Annotated in this window: 17 protein-coding genes; 10 read left to right on the top strand and 7 right to left on the bottom strand. The window is 67.4% G+C overall.

The window, feature by feature from the left end; all coding sequences use genetic code 11:
• Nucleotides 1–78: 78 nt before the first annotated feature.
• Nucleotides 79–684, bottom strand: a complete 606-nt coding sequence (locus R9X41_RS07510; RefSeq protein ID WP_318634257.1) for an isochorismatase family protein — start codon at nucleotides 682–684, stop codon at nucleotides 79–81.
• Nucleotides 685–917: 233 nt separating this feature from the next.
• On the opposite strand from R9X41_RS07510, the gene R9X41_RS07505 reads away from it, so the two are divergent.
• Genes R9X41_RS07505 through R9X41_RS07495 form a run of 3 tightly spaced genes read left to right on the top strand, consistent with a single transcriptional unit; the run spans nucleotide 918 to nucleotide 4078 of the window.
• Entirely contained in the window at nucleotides 918–2423 is a 1506-nt protein-coding gene (locus R9X41_RS07505; RefSeq protein WP_318634256.1) for an FAD-dependent oxidoreductase, read from the top strand.
• Between the two features lie 57 nt (nucleotides 2424–2480).
• The gene (locus R9X41_RS07500; RefSeq protein WP_318634255.1) at nucleotides 2481–3698 is read left to right on the top strand and encodes a DegT/DnrJ/EryC1/StrS family aminotransferase; all 1218 of its coding nucleotides are present in this window, start codon (nucleotides 2481–2483) and stop codon (nucleotides 3696–3698) included.
• Complete coding sequence (locus R9X41_RS07495; RefSeq protein WP_318634254.1) at nucleotides 3695–4078, top strand: DUF2784 family protein; 384 nt, start codon at nucleotides 3695–3697, stop codon at nucleotides 4076–4078. The genes R9X41_RS07500 and R9X41_RS07495 overlap by 4 nt, the downstream gene beginning before the upstream one ends.
• Here R9X41_RS07495 and R9X41_RS07490 read toward each other — a convergent pair whose 3' ends face one another.
• Nucleotides 4079–5200 (bottom strand): PQQ-dependent sugar dehydrogenase, encoded by a 1122-nt coding sequence (locus R9X41_RS07490; protein WP_412556669.1) that lies wholly within the window; start codon nucleotides 5198–5200, stop codon nucleotides 4079–4081. It abuts the gene before it with no gap.
• 113 nt (nucleotides 5201–5313) lie between these two features.
• Here R9X41_RS07490 and R9X41_RS07485 point away from each other — a divergent pair, with 113 nt between their 5' ends.
• Nucleotides 5314–5892, top strand: a complete 579-nt coding sequence (locus R9X41_RS07485) for a C40 family peptidase (protein WP_318634253.1) — start codon at nucleotides 5314–5316, stop codon at nucleotides 5890–5892.
• Nucleotides 5893–6009: 117 nt separating this feature from the next.
• On the opposite strand, the gene lpdA is transcribed toward R9X41_RS07485, so the two are convergent.
• The 4 genes from lpdA to aceE all read right to left on the bottom strand — a co-directional run bounded on the left by lpdA (nucleotide 6010) and on the right by aceE (nucleotide 13006).
• Entirely contained in the window at nucleotides 6010–7848 is a 1839-nt protein-coding gene (lpdA, locus tag R9X41_RS07480; protein ID WP_318634252.1) for a dihydrolipoyl dehydrogenase, read from the bottom strand.
• The gene (locus tag R9X41_RS07475; RefSeq protein ID WP_318634251.1) at nucleotides 7845–8435 is read right to left on the bottom strand and encodes an Ntn hydrolase family protein; all 591 of its coding nucleotides are present in this window, start codon (nucleotides 8433–8435) and stop codon (nucleotides 7845–7847) included. Before R9X41_RS07475 ends, lpdA begins: the two co-directional genes overlap by 4 nt.
• Nucleotides 8436–8565: 130 nt before the next feature.
• A complete protein-coding gene (gene aceF, locus R9X41_RS07470) occupies nucleotides 8566–10266 on the bottom strand; it encodes a dihydrolipoyllysine-residue acetyltransferase (RefSeq protein WP_318634250.1) in 1701 nt (566 codons plus the stop codon).
• Between the two features lie 22 nt (nucleotides 10267–10288).
• Nucleotides 10289–13006, bottom strand: coding sequence for a pyruvate dehydrogenase (acetyl-transferring), homodimeric type (gene aceE / locus R9X41_RS07465; protein WP_318634249.1), 2718 nt, complete (start codon nucleotides 13004–13006; stop codon nucleotides 10289–10291).
• A gap of 155 nt (nucleotides 13007–13161) precedes the next feature.
• Here aceE and R9X41_RS07460 point away from each other — a divergent pair, with 155 nt between their 5' ends.
• The 5 genes from R9X41_RS07460 (at nucleotide 13162) to R9X41_RS07440 (ending at nucleotide 20089) form a co-directional block, all read left to right on the top strand.
• Nucleotides 13162–15714: a PAS domain-containing sensor histidine kinase gene (locus R9X41_RS07460; RefSeq protein WP_318634248.1), complete on the top strand. Its 2553-nt coding sequence runs from the start codon at nucleotides 13162–13164 to the stop codon at nucleotides 15712–15714.
• On the top strand, nucleotides 15711–16376 hold the full coding sequence (locus tag R9X41_RS07455; protein ID WP_318634247.1) for a response regulator transcription factor: 666 nt from the start codon (nucleotides 15711–15713) through the stop codon (nucleotides 16374–16376). The genes R9X41_RS07460 and R9X41_RS07455 overlap by 4 nt, the downstream gene beginning before the upstream one ends.
• Nucleotides 16377–16455: 79 nt before the next feature.
• Nucleotides 16456–17307 (top strand): bifunctional methylenetetrahydrofolate dehydrogenase/methenyltetrahydrofolate cyclohydrolase FolD, encoded by an 852-nt coding sequence (folD, locus tag R9X41_RS07450; protein ID WP_318634246.1) that lies wholly within the window; start codon nucleotides 16456–16458, stop codon nucleotides 17305–17307.
• Between the two features lie 68 nt (nucleotides 17308–17375).
• On the top strand, nucleotides 17376–19433 hold the full coding sequence (locus R9X41_RS07445) for a M3 family metallopeptidase (RefSeq protein WP_318634245.1): 2058 nt from the start codon (nucleotides 17376–17378) through the stop codon (nucleotides 19431–19433).
• Between the two features lie 17 nt (nucleotides 19434–19450).
• On the top strand, nucleotides 19451–20089 hold the full coding sequence (locus R9X41_RS07440) for a glutaredoxin family protein (RefSeq protein ID WP_318634244.1): 639 nt from the start codon (nucleotides 19451–19453) through the stop codon (nucleotides 20087–20089).
• Nucleotides 20090–20117: 28 nt separating this feature from the next.
• Here R9X41_RS07440 and rpiA read toward each other — a convergent pair whose 3' ends face one another.
• On the bottom strand, nucleotides 20118–20828 hold the full coding sequence (gene rpiA, locus R9X41_RS07435) for a ribose-5-phosphate isomerase RpiA (RefSeq protein ID WP_318634243.1): 711 nt from the start codon (nucleotides 20826–20828) through the stop codon (nucleotides 20118–20120).
• Nucleotides 20829–20864: 36 nt separating this feature from the next.
• On the opposite strand from rpiA, the gene R9X41_RS07430 reads away from it, so the two are divergent.
• Nucleotides 20865–21929, top strand: a complete 1065-nt coding sequence (locus tag R9X41_RS07430) for a quinone-dependent dihydroorotate dehydrogenase (RefSeq protein WP_318634242.1) — start codon at nucleotides 20865–20867, stop codon at nucleotides 21927–21929.
• Nucleotides 21930–21933 lie beyond the last annotated feature (4 nt).

Here is a 21933-nt window from a genome sequence, read left to right as displayed (position 1 = left end):
GGCTGACCGGCTGTCGTTGTGCAGCCGATTATGGAAGCCCGACTTGCGTCACGCTGACGCACCCGGGCGCTTCGCCATCTACTTGATCAGGGCTTGTACCTGCTTGAAGAGCGGATGCTCGGCGCCGCCCAGCCATTCGAACAGCACCATCTCCGTGGTGACCAGCTCGGCGCCGGCGCCGGCCAGGCGGTCGAAGGCGGCGTCGCGGTTGCGCTCGGTGCGCGAGGCGCAGGCGTCGGTCACCACCCACACCTCGAACTCGTCGCCCAGCAGGTCGAGCGCGGTCTGAAGCAGGCAGACGTGCGCTTCGCAGCCCGCCACCACGATGCTGCCGCGCCCGGCGGGCTGCTCGTCACGCGGCTTCTGCAGGTGGCGCGGCAGGCTGCGGGCGTTGCCCTGGGGCGCCTTCTGCGGCGGGCGCAGCCATTCGCTCAGGCCTTCGGCACAGGCGCTGAACTCCATCTTGGCGAGCGTGCGGCGGCAGCGCTCGCGCAGCTCCGCCGGCAGCGCGCCCAGCTTGGAGGGGTTCTGCTCGGTGCCGAAAACCGGCACTTCCAGCAGCTGCGCCGCCGTGGCCAGGCGCGCGGCGTTGGCCAGCACGCCGGCCGCGTCGGCCATGGCCGGCATCAGGCGCTCCTGGTAGTCGATCAGGACGAGTTGGGATTCGGAGACATCGAGCAGCATGGGGTGATTCGGTCGGCAAAAGGAGTGACCGCGATTAGACCCCAGCCATCGCCGCCATCGTGCCTACGAGGATCCGCATGCACGTGCATTGGTCCGGACGGCGCATCCGCCTGCCCCGGGCCCGTTGATGCGCAGCGCCAGAATTCATCGTCGATTCCCACAGCGCGGCGGCCGTCCGGATGCGGGGCCTGAACCATCCGACCCACGCACATCCGATACGAGAGAGACCAAGCTTGACGTCACGGCCAGCGCAACTGGATCGACTGCAGCACGAGAACCGCTTCGATGTCGTGGTCATCGGAGGCGGCATCAACGGCGCTTGCCTGTACGACCGCCTCTGCCGCGAGGGTTACCGGGTTCTGCTGGTCGATCGCGGCGACTTCGCCTCGGGCACCAGCCAGGCGTCCGGCATGATGATCTGGGGCGGCCTGCTGTACCTGCGAACCTTCGATATCGCGTCGGTCCTGCGGCTGTCGTCCGACCGCGATCGCATCATCGAGCGCAAGGCCGGTTGGGTGACACCCGAGTTGATGCGCTATCTCCCGCCCGCCGGCGACCGCCGCGCCCGCTGGCTGGCCCAGGCCGGCCTGTGGCTGTACTGGCTGATGAGCCGTGGCCGGCGTCGCCCGCCTCGCGGCCAGACGGTTTTTCCGGAAGCCGGCCTGATTCGACCCGGCCTGGTCGGCGGCGCGCTGGCCTACGAGGAGGCGGTGCTCGGCGAATCCGACGCCCGCTTCGTCTACCGCTGGATCGCCGCGCCGCCGATGCCCGGCCAGATCGCCCTCAACTACGCCGAGGTGCAAGGCGACTACGCCGTTCAGGACCGGTGCTGGCACCTCGCCTTGACCGACGTCCGCTCGGCCAGGACACACCCGATCCGAGCGGCCCTGGTGGTGAACTGCGCGGGCGTGTGGACCGATCGGGTCAACGCTGTCTTCGGCATCGATTCGCCCTGGCGCCATGTGCTGAGCAAGGGTGTGTACCTGGGACTGCCGCGTCACGCAGAGCACCACGCGTCGCTGTTCTTCGAGCTCGGCAGCCACCAGGACGTGATCACGCATGTGCCCTGGGGTCCGATCTCACTCTGGGGACCGACCGAAACCACCGTGGAGACGATCGAGGAAGGCCGTGTGGCATCGCCGGAAGACCTCGATTTTTTGCTGGACCACTACGCACGACGCTACCGCCGCCCGTTCGACCGGAGCGACATCGTGTCGGTTCGCTGCGGCATCCGGCCGCTGGTGGTGGACCGGCATTCCCGCTTCGACGGCTATTCCCTGGATCTGTCGCGCCGGCAAGAAGTGGTGCGGCATGCGGACAAGCCCTGGATCTCGTGCTACGGCGGAAAGATCACCGGCTGCTCGCGCATGGCCGAACGGGTGTGGCGGGAGATCCGCAAATCGATTGCCGCGACCGGCCAACGGCGGGTGGACCACGCCGCAATGCAAAGCCGGGCGCCGCAGGTTCGCTTTGACGGCATCGCGGCGCCGGTTCCATCGCCGGCCTGGACGGCGGAGCACGAGATGTGCTGCACGCTGGAGGACTACCTGCGGCGCCGGACCAACCTGGCGCAGTGGATTGCGCGCGGCGGCTGGGGGCCCGACGATTCGAATGCCCCGGCGCTCACGGCCATGGCACTCGAAATCGCACAGGGCGACGCCCATGCCGCCGCGGCCATGCTGCAAGGCTATCGGCACCAGGTCCGCAGCACGCTCGACCCCCTTCTCAACACCCGCTGATCCACCATGCTCGATACGAAAACTCCACGCGCGGCCATTCTCGGAGGGCCGGCCGCCGTGACACTGGACCAGACCGAGGCAAACCGCTGGCCGCTGCTGGGAACCGAGGAAGAGCAAGCGGTGCTCCAGATACTGCGCGACGGCGATATCTCGACCCATCCGGTCATTCGGCAGCTGGAGCAGGACTACCGCGACTTCTCCGGCATGCCCCATGCGCTGGCCCACTGCAACGGCACCGCCGCGCTCATGGCCGCGTTCTGGGCGATCGGGCTGCAGCCCGGCGACGAAGTGCTGGTGCCCTCCGCTACGTTCTGGGCCTCCGTGCTGCCGCTGGTATGGCTGGGCGCAGTGCCGGTGTTCTGCGAGAGCGAACCCGAACGGCTGGGACTCGATCCCGCCGATCTCGAAAAAAAGATCACGCCGCGCACCCGCGCGATCGTGGTGGTGCATTTATGGGGCATGCCCTCCAAGATGACCGAAATCCAGGCGCTGGCGCGCCGGCATGGCCTCAAGATCGTCGAAGATGCCTCGCATGCCCAGGGCGCGTCCTGGAATGGCCAACCATGCGGCACCCTGGGCGATGTCGCCGTCTTCAGCCTGCAGGGCAGCAAACTCGCGCCGGCCGGCGAAGGCGGCATGCTGCTATGCCGCCGCGCCGACTACTGGGAGCGGGCGGTCTGCTTCGGCGACATCACCCGCATCATCGAACTGCCCACCGCCGCACGCCGGTTCGCGGCCACCAGCTTCGGCATCAAGACCCGGATCGCACCGGTCTCGGCGGCCATTGCCCGGGTGCAGCTGGCCAGACTCGCCGGCCACAACCGGCGGCGCAACGAAAACCTGCACTACCTGTCGACGGGACTGGAGGCCCTGGGCATTCACACCTTCCGGGCGCCGCCGCACGTCGAGCGGGTGTATTTCGAATTTTTGGTCAGGCCGGATTTCGTGGCGATCGGTCTGCCGCAGGCCATCTTCATCGACGCCCTGCGGGCCGAGGGCTGCCAAATCGGGGCGCCGCGCTATCCACTGCTGCACCAGCAGCCCTTCTTCACGGAAGGCGCATTCCGCGAAGTCATGCGACCGCCGGCCGGCACTGCAGTTCCGGACTACGCCGCCGTCGTGCTTCCGGTGACCGAGCAGGCCAACGACGCAATGGTGCAACTGCCATCGTTTCCTTCCGCCTCGACCGCCCTGCTGGACCAGTACCTGCTTGCCTTCCACAAAGTGACCGCACAGGCCGGCGACATCATTCGCCAGGCCGGCCGGGCGCAATGAGGATTTCCGCGCCCGTCTACGCCCTGCTCAACGGCCTGCTCCATGCCATTCACCTGGGTGTCATCGCATTCGCCGTGTGGGGCTGGGTGTCTCCCGCGCTGCGGCCGGCCCACCTGGCGCTGATGTTGCTCATCCTCGGCTCGTGGTTCGTGCTGGGCCGCTGGTGGGGCATCGGCTACTGCCCGTTGTCGGACTGGCATTCGAAGCTCAAGGCCGCTGCGGGCGGGGGCCGGCCGGCAGGCAGCTATATCCACCAGGTACTGACGACGCTGCTGCGCCGGACAGTGGATGCAACGGCCGTGGACCGGCTCACGCTGTACGGCACGCTGGCACTGACAGCACTGTCGATCGCCCTGAACGTGAAAGCCTGGCTCGCCTGATCAGCGTTGCGGGTCCAGGCGCAGCAGCCGGCCTTGCGGGCTGTCGGTGAGCACGTAGAGCAGGCCGTCGGGGCCCTGGCGCACATCGCGGATGCGCTCATTCACATCGGTCAGCAGCTTCTGCTCGGACTGCACCTTGCCCGAGGCCAGCACGATGCGATCGAGATAGCGGAACTTGAGCGAGCCCACGAAGAGATTGCCGCGCCAGGCGTTGCCATAGCGCAGGCTGGTGAGAAAGGTCATGCCCGACGGCGCGATCGACGGCGTCCAATGGTGCAGCGGCTGCTCCATGCCTTCTTGCGCGGTGATGCCCGCGCCGATCTTGCCGCCGCCATAGTTCTCGCCGAAGGTGATGACCGGCCAGCCGTAATTGCGGCCCGCCATGGGCAGGTTGATCTCGTCGCCACCCTGCGGGCCGTGCTCGTGCGTCCAAAGCCGGCTGTCGGGGCCGATCACCGCGCCCTGGATGTTGCGGTGGCCGTAGCTCCAGATCTCTGGCAGCGCGCCAGGACGGTTGACGAAGGGGTTGCCCTTGGGGACGGAGCCGTCCTTGGCGATGCGCACGATCTTGCCGAGGTGGTTGTCGAGCTTCTGCGCGTCGTTGCGGCGGCTGTAGCGCTCGCCGAGCGTGAGCCACAGATTGCCGTCGGGCGCCTCGACGATGCGACAGCCGAAATGGCTCCCGCTGTCGACCTTGGGCTGCTGGCGAAAGATCACCTTCACGTCTTCCAGCGTGTCCTGCTTGCGGGAGAGCAGCGCACTGGCGAGCGCCGTGCCGTTCGAGCTGCCCTCGCCTGGCTCGGAGTAGCAGAAGAAGATCTGCCGGTTGTGGGCGAAATCCTTGTCGGTCACCACGTCGAGCAAGCCACCCTGGCCCGCCGCCGCCACGGGCGGAACACCGGCCAGTGGCGGGCCGACCTTTCCGTCGGCGGCGACCAACCGCATGGTGCCCGGCCGCTCGGTCACCAGATATTGCGCGCCAGGCAGGAAGGCGACGGCCCAGGGTGAGTCCAGCCCGCGTGCGACGGTGGTCGCGCGGATCGTCGTATCGGCAGCAAACGCCGTACCGGAAAACGTCGCTCCGATGCCCATGGCCAGAATCACCCGCTGCGCAATAGCCATCTATTCGTCTCTTTTTTGCAAAAAATTCTGTTTGTCCGCTTGACGATAACCCAGAAAACGAGGCATGTAACTATTGTTGACGTAGGCGCTGTCTGACGGTAGATTCCCACCCCATGCAGATGAAAGCCCTTTGCGCCGTGTTGTTGTCGTGTGCCGCCGTCCTGGCCCACGCGGCTCCCGCCCCTTCCACCGAAGCCGACGACATGGATTCTCTGCTCGCACAGAAGGGCCTCATGGTCCATCTGCGCGAAGTACGCAACTCCGTCGCCGAGCGTGCTTCCGATCTCGTCGTCAACGCCATGGGCTTCATCGGCGTGCCCTATCGCCGTGGCGGCGCCAGCGAAGCCGGCGTCGACTGCAGCGGTTTCGTGCGCACCATCTACGAACAGACCGTTGGCCTGATGCTCCCGCACCGCGCCAGCGAGCAGGCCGCCGTCACCCAGAAGATCGACCGCAGCGAACTCAAGCCGGGCGACCTGGTGTTCTTCAACACCATGCGCCGCGCCTTCAGCCACGTGGGCATCTACGTCGGCGACAACAAATTCATCCACGCGCCCAAGCCCGGCGCCAAGGTGCGTGTGGAAGACATGCGCATCGGCTACTGGAATGGCCGCTTCGACGGTGCCCGCCGCGTCGAAGGTGCCGACGACGCCGCCATCGCCGCTGCAGCCAACCTGCCGGCCGCGCGCTGATCTGCAGCCAGGGCACAACGCCCCAAACGTCGAAAAGCCCGGTTTCCACCGGGCTTTTTGTTTGGCGCCGCGCCTCGTCGGCGAATTGCCGCCCTGTCGCCAGGGCGGTCTTGCGATTTACTTCTTGCGTGCAGGCGGTACGTCGGTGCAGCTGCCGTGCGCCACCTCCGCCGCCAGACCGATCGACTCACCCAGCGTGGGATGCGGATGGATGGTGCGACCGATGTCCACCGCGTCGGCCCCCATCTCGATGGCCAGCGCGATCTCGCCGATCATGTCGCCCGCATGCGTGCCAACGATGCCGCCGCCGACGATGCGGTGCGTCTGGGCGTCGAACAGCAGCTTGGTGAAGCCTTCGTCGCGGCCGTTGGCGATGGCCCGGCCGGAAGCCGCCCAGGGGAACAGGCCCTTCTCCACCTTCACGCCCTGCGCCTTGGCCTGGTCTTCGGTGAGGCCGACCCAGGCCACTTCCGGATCGGTATAGGCCACGCTCGGAATCACCCGCGCGTCGAACACGGTGGAGGCCAACTCCTTGTCGCCCAGCAGTTCGCCGGCGATGACTTCGGCCGCCACGTGGCCTTCGTGCACCGCCTTGTGCGCAAGCATCGGCTGGCCGACCAGGTCGCCGATGGCGAAGATGTGGCTGACGTTGGTGCGCAGCTGAATGTCGACGTTGATGAAGCCCCGGTCGGTGACCTCGACACCGGCCTTGTCGGCGCCGACCTTCTTGCCGTTGGGCGAGCGGCCCACCGCCTGCAGCACCAGGTCGTAGACCTGCGGCTCCTTGGGCGCGCCCTCGCCTTCGAACGTCACCTCGATGCCGGCCTCGGTCGCCTTGGCGCCGACGGTCTTGGTCTTGAGCATGATGTTGTCGAAGCGTGGCGCGTTCATCTTCTGCCAGACCTTCACCAGGTCGCGGTCGGCGCCCTGCATCAGGCCGTCGAGCATTTCAACCACGTCGAGCCGCGCGCCGAGGGTGGAATACACCGTGCCCATTTCGAGGCCGATGATGCCGCCGCCCACGATCAGCATGCGCTTGGGCACCGACGTCAGGCCCAGCGCGCCGGTGGAGTCGACCACACGCGGATCGTCCGGCAGGAACGGCAGGCGCACCGCCTGGGAGCCGGCCGCGATGATGGCGCGACGGAAGCTCACCGACTGGGTCTTGCCGGTTTTTTCCTGGCCCGCGCCAGTGGTTTCGGCCACTTCCAGCGTGTGCGCGCCGGTGAAGGCGCCGAGGCCGCGCAGCACCGTCACCTTACGCATCTTGGCCATCTGGGCCAGCCCGCCGGTGAGCTTGCCGATGACCTTTTCCTTGTGGCCGCGCAGCTTGTCGATGTCGAGCGACGGCTCGCCGTAGCTCACGCCGAGGTCGGCAAAATGCTTCACCTCGTCCATCACCGCGGCCACATGCAGCAGCGCCTTGGACGGAATGCACCCGACGTTCAGGCAGACACCGCCGAGCGTGGTGTATCGCTCGACGATGGCGACCTTCAGGCCGAGGTCGGCCGCGCGGAAGGCGGCCGAATAGCCGCCGGGGCCGCCGCCGATGACGACGACGTCGTAGTCGGCGCCGGGCTGATCGGAGACCGGGCCGGCGGCGCGCGAGGGAGCGGCGGCAGCCGGAGCGGGCGTCGCGGCGGGCGTGGCGGCTGGTGCCGGTGCGGCGGCCGCGGCCTCAGGCGTTGCGGCCGGCGCGGGCGCGGGCGCCGCAGCACCGTCGGTCTCCACGCTGAGCAGCACGCTGCCCTGGCTCACCGCGTCGCCGATCTTGACCTTGACTTCCTTCACCACGCCGGCGGCCGACGAGGGAATCTCCATCGAGGCCTTGTCGGACTCCACGGTGACCAGGCTCTGATCGACCGCGATCGTGTCGCCGGGCTTGACCAGAATCTCGATGATCGGGACGTCCTTGAAGTCGCCGATATCCGGGACGGCGATGTCTTGCTGGCTCATTTGTCAGCTTTCAATTTGAGGGTGAACAGGTTGACCGGACCTTCGGAGTTGCGGTCGAACTCGCAGCCGGCATCGACGCCTGCCTGCGCGATCTCGCGTGCGGTCTTGGCACGGCCGTAAGCCGCGTGCATGGCGCCCAGCGCGAAGCTGCGGCCGGAACCGATGCCCCAGAATTCCTTGAACTCGAAGACCTCGCGGTAGCTGTAGAGGCCGAAGATGCCCGCCGGATTGGCCAGCAGCACGCTGAACTGGCTGGACTCGTACGGGTCGTTGTCGTCTTCCTTGGTCTGCAGGAAGAAGGTGTCCTTCAGCACCGGATGCAGTCGCGAGAAGGTGTCGAAGATCTCGTCCTTGCTGCCGAACAGCCGCTGCTCCGGCGCCATGGCCGCCAGCGACTTGCGCAGCACCGGAAAGTGCGCCACCGTGCCGGCCATGCCGACGTAGGTGGTGCCTGCCGGCGTGTCGAGTGCGAAGATCTTGGAGTTGTCCTCGAAACGGTGCTTCAGCCGGGTGTCGCCGAAGGTCACCAGCGTGTCGGCGGCCAGGGCGACCTGGCCGTTCTTTCTTACGACGACTACCGTGGTCATTCGATGTACTCCGGCTGTCCTTCTGCCAGGGAACACCGTGGGACCGGCTTCGCCGGACCGCCGGTGTTGTCCCCTGGAAGGGGGTTGGCGTAGCGACACGCAGTGCGCGAAGCCTGGAGGTTAGCCATGGTCAGAGTGTGATGCGACGCAGGTCGCCCAGCAGCTGGCCCAGGTACGCGTTGAAGCGTGCGGCCGACGCACCGTCGATGACCCGGTGGTCATACGACAGGCTCAGCGGCAGCACCAGGCGCGGCACGAAGGCCTTGCCGTCCCACACCGGCTTCATCTGGCCCTTCGACAAGCCGAGGATGGCGACTTCCGGTGCATTGATGATGGGCGTGAAATGCGTGCCACCGATGCCGCCGAGCGAGCTGATCGAAAAGCAGCCGCCCGACATGTCACCGCCGCCGAGCTTGCCGTCGCGCGCCTTCTTGGCGAGCTCGGACATCTCCTGGCTGATCTGCAGGATGCCCTTCTTGTCGGCATCTTTCAGCACGGGCACCACCAGGCCGTTGGGCGTGTCCGCCGCGAAGCCGATGTTGAAGTACTGCTTGTAGACCAGAGCGTCGCCGTCGAGGCTGGCGTTGAACTCGGGGAATTTCTTGAGCGCAGCGACCACCGCCTTGATGACGAAGGCGAGCATGGTCACCTTGACGCCGCTCTTCTCGTTCTCCTTGTTGGTCGAGACACGGAAGGCTTCGAGCTCGGTGATGTCGGCCTCGTCGTTGTTGGTGACGTGCGGAATCATCACCCAGTTGCGGTGCAGGTTGGCGCCGCTGATCTTCTTGATGCGCGACAGGTCCTTGCGTTCGACCGGGCCGAACTTGGCGAAGTCGACCTTGGGCCAGGGGATGAGACCCAGTGCAGCGCCGTCGCCACCGCCCGAGGTCGCCGGGGCCTTGGCCGAGGACGCTTTGGTGGAGGCCGCGCCGGACATCACCGCCTTGGTGAAGTTCTGCACGTCTTCCTGGGTGATGCGGCCCTTGGCGCCGGAACCCTTGACCTCTTCCAACGGCACGCCGAGTTCGCGGGCGAACTTGCGCACCGAGGGCGATGCGTGCGGCAGCGCGCCGGTGGCGCTGCCCGGCTGGTGCGGTGGCAGTGCCGCGTTGGGATCGGTGCGTTCGACCGGCTTGCTGGCCAGCGCGGCGGGTGCGGGAGCCGGAGCTGCGGCACCGGCCTGGGGCGCAGGTGCAGCCGGCGCCGGAACGGCGGCAGGAGCCGGCGCGGCCGCAGCGCTGCCTTCGAGGATCGCGACCAGGTCGCCGATGTTCACCACGTCGCCGACCTTGACCTTGAGTTCCTTGAGCACGCCGGCGGCCGACGAGGGAATCTCCATCGAGGCCTTGTCGGATTCGACGGTGATCAGCGACTGCTCGGCCGCGATGGTGTCGCCGGGCTTGACCAGCACCTCGATGACCGAGACGTCCTTGAAGTCGCCGATGTCGGGCACCTTGATCTCGACCGGGCCAGCCGGAGCCGATGCGGCTGGCGCCGGGGCCGGCGCGGCAGGCGCCGGAGCGGGCGCGCTCGCCTGGGCAGCAGCCGGGGCCGGCGCAGCCGCAGCCGCAGCGGGCGCCGGGGCCGCCGTCGCGTCGGACTCCAGCGTCGCGATCAGGTCGCCGATGTTGACGGTGTCGCCGATCTTGACCTTGAGCTCCTTGAGCACGCCCGCAGCCGACGACGGAATTTCCATCGAGGCCTTGTCCGACTCCACCGTCATCAGCGACTGGTCCGCCGCGACGGTGTCGCCCGGCTTGACCAGCAGCTCGATGACCGCGACATCCTTGAAGTCGCCGATGTCCGGGACCTTAACTTCCACCAATGCCATATCGTGAGTCTCCGGAAATGCGTCAGGCGTAGAGCGGGTTCAGCTTGTCGGCGTCGATGCCGTACTTGGCGATGGCTTCGGCCGCCTTGGAGGCCGGCAGCTTGCCGTCGTCGGCGAGCGACTTGAGCGCCGCGACCACGATGTAGTGGCGGTTGATCTCGAAGTGCTTGCGCAGTTCGGTACGGAAGTCGCTGCGGCCGTAGCCGTCGGTGCCCAGCACGCGGTAGCTGCGGCCGGCCGGCACGAACGGGCGGATCTGTTCGGCGTAGGCCTTCATGTAGTCGGTCGAGGCGATGACCGGGCCTTCGCTCTTGGAGAGCTGCTGTTCGACGAAGGAGACACGCGCCTTCTCGGTCGGGTGCAGCAGGTTCCAGCGGTCGGCGTCCTGGCCGTCGCGGCCGAGTTCGTTGAAGCTCGGGCAGCTCCACACGTCGGCGGAAACACCCCAGTCGGCTGCCAGCAGTTCCTGCGCCGCGATGCTTTCGCGCAGGATGGTGCCGGAGCCCAGCAGCTGCACCTTCGGGCCCTTGGCCAGCATCGCCTCCTTGCAGAGGTACATGCCCTTGATGATCTGCTCTTCGGTGCCTTCCTTGAGGCCCGGCATGGCGTAGTTCTCGTTGAGCAGGGTCAGGTAGAAGTAGACGTTGTCCTGCTTCTCCACCATGCGCACCAGGCCGTGGTGCAGGATCACCGCGACTTCGTGGGCGAAGGTCGGGTCGTAGCTGATGCAGTTGGGAATGGTGCCGGCCAGGATGTGGCTGTGGCCGTCTTCGTGCTGCAGGCCTTCACCGTTGAGCGTGGTGCGCCCGGAGGTGCCGCCCAGCAGGAAGCCGCGCGCCTGCATGTCGCCGGCCGCCCAGGCCAGGTCGCCGATGCGCTGGAAACCGAACATCGAGTAGTACACATAGAACGGCACCATGATGCGGTTGTTGGTGCTGTAGGAGGTCGCAGCCGCGATCCAGCTGGCCATGCCGCCGGCCTCGTTGATGCCTTCCTGCAGGATCTGGCCGGATTTGTCTTCCTTGTAGTAGGAGACCTGGTCACGGTCTTGCGGGGTGTACTTCTGGCCGTCCTGGTTGTAGATGCCGATCTGGCGGAACAGGCCTTCCATGCCGAAGGTGCGGGCCTCGTCGACCAGGATGGGCACCGCGCGCGGGCCCAGCGCCTTGTCGCGCAGCAGCGTGGTGAGAAAGCGCACGTAGGCCTGCGTGGTGGAGATCTCGCGGCCTTCGGCGGTGGGGTCGAGCACGGCCTTGAAGGCTTCCAGCGGCGGCACGGCGATGGTCTCGTCGGCCTTCACGCGGCGGTGCGGCAGGTAGCCGCCGAGCTCCTTGCGGCGGGCGTGCAGGTACTGCATTTCCGGCGTGTTGTCGGCCGGCTTGTAGAACGGGATGTCGGCGAGCTGGTCGTCCGGAATCGGAATGTTGAAGCGGTCGCGGAAGGTCTTGATGTCTTCGTCGGTCAGCTTCTTGGCCTGGTGGGCGGTGTTCTTGCCCTCGCCGGCCTTGCCCATGCCGAAGCCCTTGACGGTCTTGATCAGCAGGATGGTGGGCTGGCCTTCGTGCTTGACGGCAGCGTCGTAGGCGGCGAACACCTTCTGCGGATCGTGGCCGCCGCGCTGCAGGCGCCAGATGTCCTCGTCGCTCATGTGCGAGACCATTTCCAGCGTGCGCGGATCGCGGCCGAAGAAGTTCTTGCGCACGAACGCGCCGTCGTTGGCCTTGAAGGCCTGGTAGTCGCCGTCGGGCGTGTCCATCATGATCTTCTTGAGGGCGCCGTCCTTGTCGCGCGCCAGCAGTGGATCCCAGTAGCTGCCCCAGAGCAGCTTGATGACGTTCCAGCCCGCGCCGCGGAACTCGCCTTCGAGCTCCTGGATGATCTTGCCGTTGCCGCGCACCGGGCCGTCGAGGCGCTGCAGGTTGCAGTTGACGACGAAGATCAGGTTGTCGAGCTTCTCGCGCGCGGCAACGCCGATGGCGCCGAGCGATTCGACCTCGTCCATTTCGCCGTCGCCCAGGAAGGCCCAGACCTTGCGGTTGGCGGTATCGGCGATGCCGCGGGCATGCAGGTACTTGAGAAAGCGCGCCTGATAGATCGCCATCAGCGGGCCCAGCCCCATCGAGACGGTAGGGAACTGCCAGAACTCGGGCATCAGCTTGGGATGTGGATAGCTCGAGAGGCCCTTGCCGGCGACTTCCTGGCGGAAGTTGGTGAGTTGCTCTTCGGTGAGGCGGCCTTCGAGGAAGGCGCGGGCGTAGATGCCGGGCGAGCTGTGGCCCTGGATGTAGAGCAGGTCGCCGCCGTGGCCTTCGCTCTCGGCGTGCCAGAAGTGGTTGAAGCCGGCGCCGAACATGGTGGCCAGCGAGGCGAAGGAGCTGATGTGGCCGCCCAGGTCGCCGCCGTCTTCGGGGTGCAGGCGGTTGGCCTTGACCACCATGGCCATCGCGTTCCAGCGCATGTAGGCGCGCAGGCGTTCTTCGATGTCGTTGTTGCCGGGGGTGCGGGCTTCGGCGTCCGGGGCGATGGTGTTCACGTAGGCCGTGTTGGCCGAGAAGGGCATGTCGATGCTGCTCTGCCGGGCTTCGTCGAGCAGCTTTTCCAGCAGGAAGTGCGCACGCTCCGGGCCTTCGCTGGCGATCACTGCCTTGAGCGCGTCGGTCCATTCACGGGTTTCCTGCGCGTCGGAATCCTGCGGGTTGCGCGCGGCGGCGCCGATCGAGTCGTCGGGTAGGGCTGACATGCTTGTCTCCAAGAGGGGGTGCCGGTCCGGCACGGGCGGCGGCGAGTTTCTCACACTTTCTTTTCATTTCGAATCGTGCATGTTGGTTTCATATAATGAAAAACGATGCTGCAGTGCAGCAGACTTTCTACCCCCGGCGCCTACACTTGACCACCATGGTTAACCATTCCAAAGCCTCCCCGCGCACGCGCCGCTGGCCTGCGCGCGCCGCCGCGCTGTGGCGCCACTGGTGGCAGCGCCAGTCACCGCAGCGCCAGGACCGGTTCGCCATGCTGGCCCCGCTGGCCGCGGTGCTGCTGTTCCTGGCGGCCATCGCCACCGCCTTTTCCTATCTGCGCAGCGAGGAACTCGAGCGCGAGCACGAAGCGGTGCGGCGTGACGTCGAATACGCGCAGCAGCGGCTGCGGCTGCGCTTGCTGGAGCGGCAGGAGCAGTTGATGCGCATCGCGCGCGACATCGCCAACGAGGAGATCGACCGGCAGGAGTTCAACAGCCGCTCCGAGTCGCTGATCAGCCAGTACCCCGAGCTGCAGGCGCTGAGCTGGATCGACGAACGGCGCAAGGTGCTGGCCAGCCACGCGGCGCCGTCGCTGCCCGCCACCTGGCTGCGCCGCACCGACGACGTGTTGCGACCGGGCGAGACCGAAGGCGTGTTCAGCCTCACCCGCGACCTGCAGCAACCCATCTATTCGCAGCCGGTCGGCGGCGTGCTGCCGACCACGCTGTTGCAGCTGCAGATTCCGCTTTCGGTGCAGGGCCACTTCGCCGGCGTGCTGCTGGCCGAATACTCCATCGACAGCCTGCTGCGTTACGGCGTGCCCAGCGAGGTGCTGGCCCGCTATGCGGTCACGCTGCAGGACGGCAGCGGCCGGCCGCTCGCCGGCACGCCGCTGGCACCGCAGACCGGCGCCAAGCGCCTCGTGCCCTGGGGCGCGAACTCCATCACCTACCAGGTGCCGGTGTCGCCGGTGGGCAATGCGCTGGTGCTGCACGCGCAGGCTTACCGCACCTCGCTCGGCGTAGTGGGCAGCGGCTTTTTCTGGCTGGTCGGCATGTTGAGCGCGATGACCGCCTGGATGCTCATCGCCAACTGGCGCCATACGCGGCGCCGCATGCAGGCCCAGCAGGCGCTCATCGCCGAGACGTATTTCCGCCGGGCCATGGAAAACTCGGTGCTGACCGGCATGCGCGCCCTCGACATGGAAAGCCGCATCACTTACGTCAACGCTGCCTTCTGCCAGATGACCGGCTGGACCGAGAGCGAGCTGGTCGGCCAGACCCCGCCCTATTCCTATTGGCCGGAGGAAGACCACACCCACCTGGCCGACCTGCTCAACGACGAGCTCACCGGCCACCACAAGCCCGGCGGTTTCCAGGTGCGCGTCAAGCGCAAGAGCGGCGCCATCTTCGACGCCCGGCTCTACGTGTCGCCGCTCATCGACCCGCGCGGCCAGCAGACCGGCTGGATGACCTCGATGACCGACATCACCGAGCCCAACCGCATCCGCGCGCAGCTCACCGCCTCGCACGAGCGATTCACCATCGTGCTCGAGGCCCTGGACGCCTCGGTGTCGGTGGCGCCGATCGGCAGCCAGGAGATCCTCTTCGCCAACCGCCTCTACCGCCAGTGGTTCGGCGCCGAAGCCGAGGGCCATCTGCAGATGGCCGCGCAGGCTGGCCTGCAGCCGGCCAGCGCCGGTGGCGAAGACACCCTGGACGACGTCGACGGCCTGGCCGGCCTGCCCACGGAGTCGCTCACCCAGGCCCAGACCGAGAACTCGGAGATCTTCATTCCCGCGCTCGGCCGCTGGCTCGAGGTGCGTTCGCGCTACCTCAATTGGGTCGATGGCCGTCTCGCCCAGATGGTGATCGCCACCGATATCACCAGCCGCCGCGACGCCGAGGAACAGGCGGCCGCGCAGGCAGAGCGAGCGCAGTCGGTGAGCCGGCTGATCACCATGGGCGAGATGGCCTCGTCGGTGGCGCACGAACTCAATCAGCCGCTCACCGCCATCAGCAATTACTGCAGCGGCCTCATCTCGCGCATCAAGGGCGGCAACGCCGATCCGCAGATGCTGCTGTCGGCGCTCGACAAGACCGCCCACCAGGCGCAACGCGCCGGCCAGATCATCCAGCGCATCCGCGCCTTCGTGAAACGCAGCGAACCCAACCGCACACCCTCGGACGTGGCCAGCATGGTGGCCGAAGCGGTGGAGCTGGCCGACATCGAGATGCGGCGGCGCAGCATCCGACTGTCGCACTACGTCGCGGCACGCCTGCCCACCTTGATGGTCGACCCGATCCTCATCGAGCAGGTGCTGGTCAATCTGATGCGCAACGCCGCCGAATCGGTCGACAACGCCGGTCGGCCGTCGGGGCGACGCAGCGTCGAGCTGCGGGTGCTGCCCAAGCAGGTCGAGATGCAGCCGGCCATCGAGTTCACCGTACTCGATACCGGCGGCGGCCTGGCGCCCGAAGTGCTGGACCGGTTGTTCGAGGCTTTCTTCTCCACCAAGTCCGAAGGCATGGGCATGGGACTGAACCTGTGCCGCAGCATCGTGGAGTCGCATCAGGGCCGCATGCACGCCGAGAACCTCTACAATGGTCCGGAGGTCGCCGGTTGCCGTTTTTCCTTCTGGATACCATTGCTACCGGCTAGAGACAACTCCATTCCAGCCAACCCACAAAAACCGGGCGTGACCGCATGAGCTTGATTCCCAAAAAAGGCACGGTATACGTGGTGGACGACGACGAAGCCGTCCGCGATTCCGTGCAATGGCTCCTCGAAGGCAAGGACTTCCGCGTCCGCTGTTTCGAGTCCGCCGAGTCATTTCTCTCCCGTTACGACCCTCGCGAGATCGCCTGTCTCGTCGTCGACATCCGCATGGGCGGCATGAGCGGCATCGAGCTGCAGGACCGGCTCATCGAGCGCAAGTCGCCGCTGCCCATCGTCTTCATCACCGGCCACGGCGACGTGCCGATGGCGGTCGACACCATGAAGAAGGGCGCGCTCGACTTCATCCAGAAGCCGTTCAAGGAAGACGAACTCGTCGCCGTGGTCGAACGCATGCTCGACCACGCCAAGGAAGTCTTCGCCGACTCGCAGCAGGCCGCCAGCCGCGACGCGCTGCTGGCCAAGCTCACCTCGCGCGAGGCGCAGGTGCTCGAACGCATCGTCGCCGGCCGGCTCAACAAGCAGATCGCCGACGACCTGGGCATCAGCATCAAGACGGTGGAGGCGCACCGCGCCAACATCATGGAAAAGCTCAATGCCAACACCGTCGCCGACCTGCTGAAGATCGCGCTCGGCCAGACCCACGGCGCCCATGGCAATCACGCCGCCCACCCCGCCGCTGTCGTCAAAGCCTGATACCGACACCCACACCGCGCCCGCTGGCAGCCGCCCGCGGGCGCTTTTCATTTCTCCCGACCAGACCGCCTTTCCTGCCATGACCGCCCAGACCATCGACGGCAACGCCCTCTCCCGCCAACTTCGCACCGAGGTCGCGCAACGCGCCGCCGCGCTGCGCGAACGCGGCACCGTGCCGGGCCTCGCCGTGGTGCTGGTCGGCGACAACCCCGCCAGCCAGGTCTACGTGCGCAACAAGGTCAAGGCCTGCGAGGACAACGGCCTGCATTCGGTGCTGGAGAAGTACGACGCCGCCCTGTCCGAGGCTGAGCTGCTGGCCCGTGTCGATGCGCTCAACCTCGACCCCGCCATCCACGGCATCCTGGTGCAACTGCCGCTGCCGCCGCACATCGACGCGGTGAAGGTGATCGAGGCGATCGCGCCGGAGAAGGACGTGGACGGCTTCCATGTGGCGTCGGCCGGTGCGCTGATGACCGGCACACCGGGCTTCTGGCCCTGCACGCCCTACGGCTGCATGAAGATGCTCGACTCGATCGGCTTCGATCCGCGCGGCAAGCATGCGGTGGTGATCGGCCGCAGCAACATCGTCGGCAAGCCGATGGCCCTGATGCTGCTGGCCCGCAGCGCCACCGTCACCATTTGCCACAGCGCCACGCCCGACCTCGGCGCCATGACGCGCCAGGCCGACGTGATCGTCGCGGCCGTCGGCAAGCGCAATGTGCTGACCGCCGACATGGTCAAGCCCGGCGCGGTGGTGATCGACGTGGGCATGAACCGCGACGATGCGGGCAAGCTCTGCGGCGACGTGGACTTCGCCAGCGTGTCGCAGGTCGCCGGCTGGATCACCCCGGTCCCGGGCGGCGTAGGCCCCATGACCATCACCATGCTGCTGGTCAACACCATCGAAGCGGCCGAACGCGCCGCCGGCTGATCGCCGGAATCGTCAGCATCTATCGCGCGAGGGCTTGAACCCCGGCCGGCTGGCGCAAAATCAAGGGCATGACCAATGCCCTGCTCGACTTCTCCGACCTGCCCCTGTTCGATCGCGTCCGACCCGAGGACGTGGCGCCTGCCACCGACCAGTTGCTGGTCGAGGCCGAGCAGGCACTCGAAACCGTCACCGCCCCGGACTTCCCCGCCGACTGGAGCGCCATCGCCAAGGTGCTCGACGTGGCCACCGAGCGGCTGGGCCGCGCCTGGGGTGTCGTCGGCCACCTGAACGCGGTTGCCGACACGCCAGAACTGCGCGCGGCCTACAACGCGGCCATGCCCAAGGTCACCGAGTTCTGGACCCGACTGGGCGCCGACGAACGGCTCTTCGCCAAGTACAAGTCGATCGACACCGCCGTGCTCGACGCCGAACAGCGCCAGGCGCACAAGAATGCGATGCGCAACTTCGTGCTGTCGGGCGCCGAACTGCAGGGCGCGGCCCGTGAGCGCTTCGCCGAGCTGCAGGAGCGCCAGGCCGAGCTCAGCCAGAAGTTCAGCGAGAACGCACTCGACGCCACCGACGCCTTCGCCTACTACGCCACGCTCGAAGAGCTGGCGGGCGTGCCGGAAGACGCGATCGCATCGGCCCGTGCCGCCGCCGAAGCCGCCGGCCGCGAGGGCTACAAGCTCACCCTCAAGATGCCGAGCTACCTGCCGGTGATGCAGTTCGCGCACAGCTCGGAACTGCGCCGCACGCTCTACACCGCCTACGTCACCCGCGCCAGCGAAATCGGCACCGACGAGCAACGCAAGTTCGACAACAGCGCCATCATCAAGGAGACCCTGGCGCTGCGCCGCGAGGAAGCCCGTCTGCTGGGCTACGACAACTTCGCCCAAGTGTCGGTGGTGCCCAAGATGGCCGAGTCGCCGGCCGAAGTCATCGCCTTTCTGCAAGACCTGGCGCGCCGCGCCAAGCCCTATGGCGAAAAGGACGTGGCCGACATGCGCGCCTTCGCCATCGAGAAACTCGGCCTGGCCGATCCGCAGCCCTGGGACTGGACCTATGTCGGCGAAAAGCTCAAGGAAGCACGCTATTCCTTCAGCGAGCAGGAAGTGAAGCAATACCTGCCGGCGCCCAAGGTGCTGGCCGGACTGTTCAAGATCGTCGAGACCCTGTTCGACGTGCAGATTCGCCGCGACCAGGCGCCCGTGTGGCACCCCACCGTGGAGTTCTATCGCATCGAACGCGCCCGTCCGTCGGGCCAGGCGCCGGTGCTGGTCGGGCAGTTCTACCTGGACCCGTCCGCCCGCGCCGGCAAGCGTGGCGGCGCATGGATGGACGACGTGCGCGCGCGCTGGCTGCGCCCGGACGACGGTCGGCTGCAGACACCGGTGGCGCAGCTGGTCTGCAACTTCGGCGAAGGCATCGGCGGCAAGCCGCCGATGCTCACGCACGACGATGTCATCACCCTGTTCCACGAATTCGGCCACGGCCTGCAGCACATGCTGACCCAGGTCAACGAACACGACGTGTCGGGCATCAACGGCGTGGAATGGGATGCGGTGGAGCTGCCCAGCCAGTTCATGGAGAACTTCGTCTGGGAGTGGGACGTGCTGCGCCACATGACCGCTCATGCCGACACCGGCGAGCCGCTGCCACGCGAGCTCTTCGACAAGATGCTCGCCGCCAAGAACTTCCAGAGCGGCCTCGCCACCCTGCGCCAAGTCGAGTTCTCGCTGTTCGACATGCTGCTGCACGCCGAACACGACCCGGCGCAGGACTTCATGCCGCTGCTGGCCACCATCCGCCAGGACGTCGCGGTGCTGCAGTCGCCGGCCTTCAGCCGCACCGCCCACACCTTCAGCCACATCTTCGCGGGCGGCTATGCGGCCGGCTACTACAGCTACAAGTGGGCCGAGGTGCTGAGCGCGGACGCCTACGCCGCCTTCGAGGAAACCGCCGGCGCCGACGGCCAGCCCGATCCGGAAACCGGCCGCCGCTACCGCGAGGCGATTCTCGAATCCGGTGGCAGCCGGCCGGCCATGGAGTCGTTCAAGGCCTTCCGCGGCCGGGCACCGACCATCGACGCCCTGCTGCGCCACCAGGGCATGGCGCCGACGGCTTGAGGGAGGTCGCGTTGCAGATGACGACGTTCACCACCGAGCGGTTCGCCGCCCTCGTCCTGCTGCTGGCCGCCGTCGGCGCGCATGCCCAGCAGGTCTATCGCATCGTGGGGCCGGACGGCCGGGTCACCTTTTCGGATCGGCCCGCCGGCAGCGCCGCCGACAAGGCGCCGCCCGCCTCGGCCGCGCCGGTCGAACTGCCCGGCCGCCCCGCGAGCGTCGACACCACCGTGCTGCCCTACGAGCTGCGCCAAGTGGTGCAGCGCTACCCGGTTACCTTCTATGCGGCCGCCGACTGCGCGCCCTGCAGCGACGCCCGTTCGCTGCTGCGTGGCCGCGGCGTGCCTTTCGTCGAGAAGACCATCGCCACGCCCGAAGACAACGCGGCGTTCTCGCGGTTGAGCGGCGGCACCACGATTCCGTACGTGACCATCGGCGCGCAGGCCTTGCAAGGTTTTGCGAGCGCGGAGTGGACGCAGTACCTCGACCTGGCCGGGTATCCGAAACAGTCGCAGCTGCCGGTCAACTACCAGGCGCCGCAGCCGTCGGCGTTGGCGCCCGTCCAGCGGCGAGCGCCGGCGCAGGTTGCGCCGGCAGTGCGCCAGGCGCCTGCGACACCGGCGGCTCCTGCCGCGAACCCAAACGGCATCCAGTTCTGATCCGCGGCCGGCGCGTGTTGGGGGTCGATCAGAAGATCAGCGTCTGCACGCCGCCCGGCGCTGCCAGCAGGCACACATGGGCGCGCTGATGCGCGAACACGCCGACGGTGACCACGCCCGGCCATTGGCTCACCTCGGTCTCGAAGGCCAGCGGATCGGTGATGCGCAGGCCCCGCACGTCCAGGATGTGCTGGCCGTTGTCGGTCACCAGCGGCGCGCCGTCCTTCATGCGCAGCGCGGCCTCGCCGCCGAGCGCCGCGAAGCTCCGCACGATGCGCTGCGACGCCATCGGGATCACCTCGACCGGCAGCGGAAACCGCCCCAGCACCTCGACCTGCTTGGACGCATCGGCGATGCAGACGAACTGCCGCGCCAGCGCCGCGACGATCTTCTCGCGCGTCAGCGCCGCACCGCCGCCCTTGACCATGCGGCCCTTGCCGTCGATCTCGTCGGCGCCGTCGATATAGACCGCAAGCGACTCGACCTCGTTGGCGTCGAGCACCGGAATGCCCAGCGCCTGCAGCCGTTCGGTGCTGGCCAGCGAGCTCGATACCGCGCCCGGTATCTGGTCGCGCATGCTCGCCAGTGCGTCGATGAACTTGTTGACGGTGGAACCGGTGCCCACGCCCACGATCTGCCCCGGCACCACATAAGCCAGCGCGGCGCGGCCGACCTGGGCCTTGAGCTCGTCCTGCGATGGAACGGCCTGGTTCGTGGGGGGCGTGGCGGGGGTCGTCATGGGTGAGAATCGGGAGAGTTGATCCAGAATTATCCAATGTCCTTGTTGCCCTATCCGTTCGCCCGCGCCCTGCTCTTCCAGATCGATGCGGAAACCGCCCACGACCTGACCATCGACTGGCTGGAGCGCGGCCAGAACACCCCGCTGCAGGCCATGTGGCGACAGGCGCCGGTGCGCGATCCGGTTCGGCTGGCGGGCATCGAGTTTCCCAACCGCGTGGGGCTGGGCGCGGGGCTGGACAAGAACGCCCGCTGCATCGACGCCCTGGGCGCCATGGGATTCGGCTCGGTCGAGGTCGGCACCGTCACGCCCAAGCCGCAGCCGGGCAACGCCAAGCCGCGCATCTTCCGGCTGCCGCAGGCAGAAGCGCTCATCAACCGCTTCGGCTTCAACAACCAGGGCCTCGACGCGTTCATCGCCAACGTCTCTCGCTCCCGGCTGCGCCAGGGCAAGGCGCCGATGGTGCTGGGCCTGAACATCGGCAAGAACGCGGCCACGCCGATCGAGCGCGCCACCGAGGACTACCTGCTCGGCCTCGACGGCGTCTATCCGTATGCCGACTACGTGACGGTGAACATCAGCTCGCCCAACACCCAGAACCTGCGCGCCCTGCAGTCCGACGAGGCGCTCGACAACCTGCTGGGCGCGCTCGCCACGCGTCGCCGCCTGCTGGCCTACACCCACGGCCGTGTCGTGCCGATCTTCGTGAAGATCGCGCCGGACCTCGACGAGCTGCAGGTCAAGGCCATCGCCGATGCGCTGCTGCGCCACGGCATGGACGGCGTGATCGCCAGCAACACCACGCTCGACCGCTCCGCCGTGCAGGGCATGGCCCATGCCGACGAAGCCGGCGGGCTGTCGGGCCGGCCGGTGCTGGCCGCCAGCAACCGGGTCATCGCCGAGTTGCGCGCCCGCCTCGGCCCGGGTTTTCCCATCATCGGCGTGGGTGGCGTGATGAGCGCGGCCGACGCGGTGTCCAAGCTGCGCGCGGGCGCCGACCTGGTGCAGCTCTACACCGGCCTGATCTACCGTGGACCGGCACTGGTCGGCGAGGTCGCCCGGGCTTTGAAGGCAGCCGGCAGCGCCCCCCCGGCGGCCTGAGCCA

The organism is Xylophilus sp. GOD-11R, from assembly GCF_033546935.1.
Classification (GTDB): domain Bacteria; phylum Pseudomonadota; class Gammaproteobacteria; order Burkholderiales; family Burkholderiaceae_C; genus Xylophilus.
This window is presented reverse-complemented; position numbering and strand designations above follow the sequence as displayed.

Excerpts from the sequence above, each read along its gene's own strand:
- R9X41_RS07510 (WP_318634257.1), bottom strand. The coding sequence starts at position 684 with ATGCTGCTCGATGTCTCCGAATCCCAACTCGTCCTGATCGACTACCAG.
- R9X41_RS07495 (WP_318634254.1), top strand. The coding sequence starts at position 3,695 with ATGAGGATTTCCGCGCCCGTCTACGCCCTGCTCAACGGCCTGCTCCAT.
- R9X41_RS07490 (WP_412556669.1), bottom strand. The coding sequence starts at position 5,200 with ATGGCTATTGCGCAGCGGGTGATTCTGGCCATGGGCATCGGAGCGACG.
- R9X41_RS07485 (WP_318634253.1), top strand. The coding sequence starts at position 5,314 with ATGCAGATGAAAGCCCTTTGCGCCGTGTTGTTGTCGTGTGCCGCCGTC.
- lpdA (WP_318634252.1), bottom strand. The coding sequence starts at position 7,848 with ATGAGCCAGCAAGACATCGCCGTCCCGGATATCGGCGACTTCAAGGAC.
- R9X41_RS07475 (WP_318634251.1), bottom strand. The coding sequence starts at position 8,435 with ATGACCACGGTAGTCGTCGTAAGAAAGAACGGCCAGGTCGCCCTGGCC.
- aceF (WP_318634250.1), bottom strand. The coding sequence starts at position 10,266 with ATGGCATTGGTGGAAGTTAAGGTCCCGGACATCGGCGACTTCAAGGAT.
- aceE (WP_318634249.1), bottom strand. The coding sequence starts at position 13,006 with ATGTCAGCCCTACCCGACGACTCGATCGGCGCCGCCGCGCGCAACCCG.
- R9X41_RS07460 (WP_318634248.1), top strand. The coding sequence starts at position 13,162 with ATGGTTAACCATTCCAAAGCCTCCCCGCGCACGCGCCGCTGGCCTGCG.
- R9X41_RS07455 (WP_318634247.1), top strand. The coding sequence starts at position 15,711 with ATGAGCTTGATTCCCAAAAAAGGCACGGTATACGTGGTGGACGACGAC.
- folD (WP_318634246.1), top strand. The coding sequence starts at position 16,456 with ATGACCGCCCAGACCATCGACGGCAACGCCCTCTCCCGCCAACTTCGC.
- R9X41_RS07445 (WP_318634245.1), top strand. The coding sequence starts at position 17,376 with ATGACCAATGCCCTGCTCGACTTCTCCGACCTGCCCCTGTTCGATCGC.
- R9X41_RS07440 (WP_318634244.1), top strand. The coding sequence starts at position 19,451 with ATGACGACGTTCACCACCGAGCGGTTCGCCGCCCTCGTCCTGCTGCTG.
- rpiA (WP_318634243.1), bottom strand. The coding sequence starts at position 20,828 with ATGACGACCCCCGCCACGCCCCCCACGAACCAGGCCGTTCCATCGCAG.
- R9X41_RS07430 (WP_318634242.1), top strand. The coding sequence starts at position 20,865 with ATGTCCTTGTTGCCCTATCCGTTCGCCCGCGCCCTGCTCTTCCAGATC.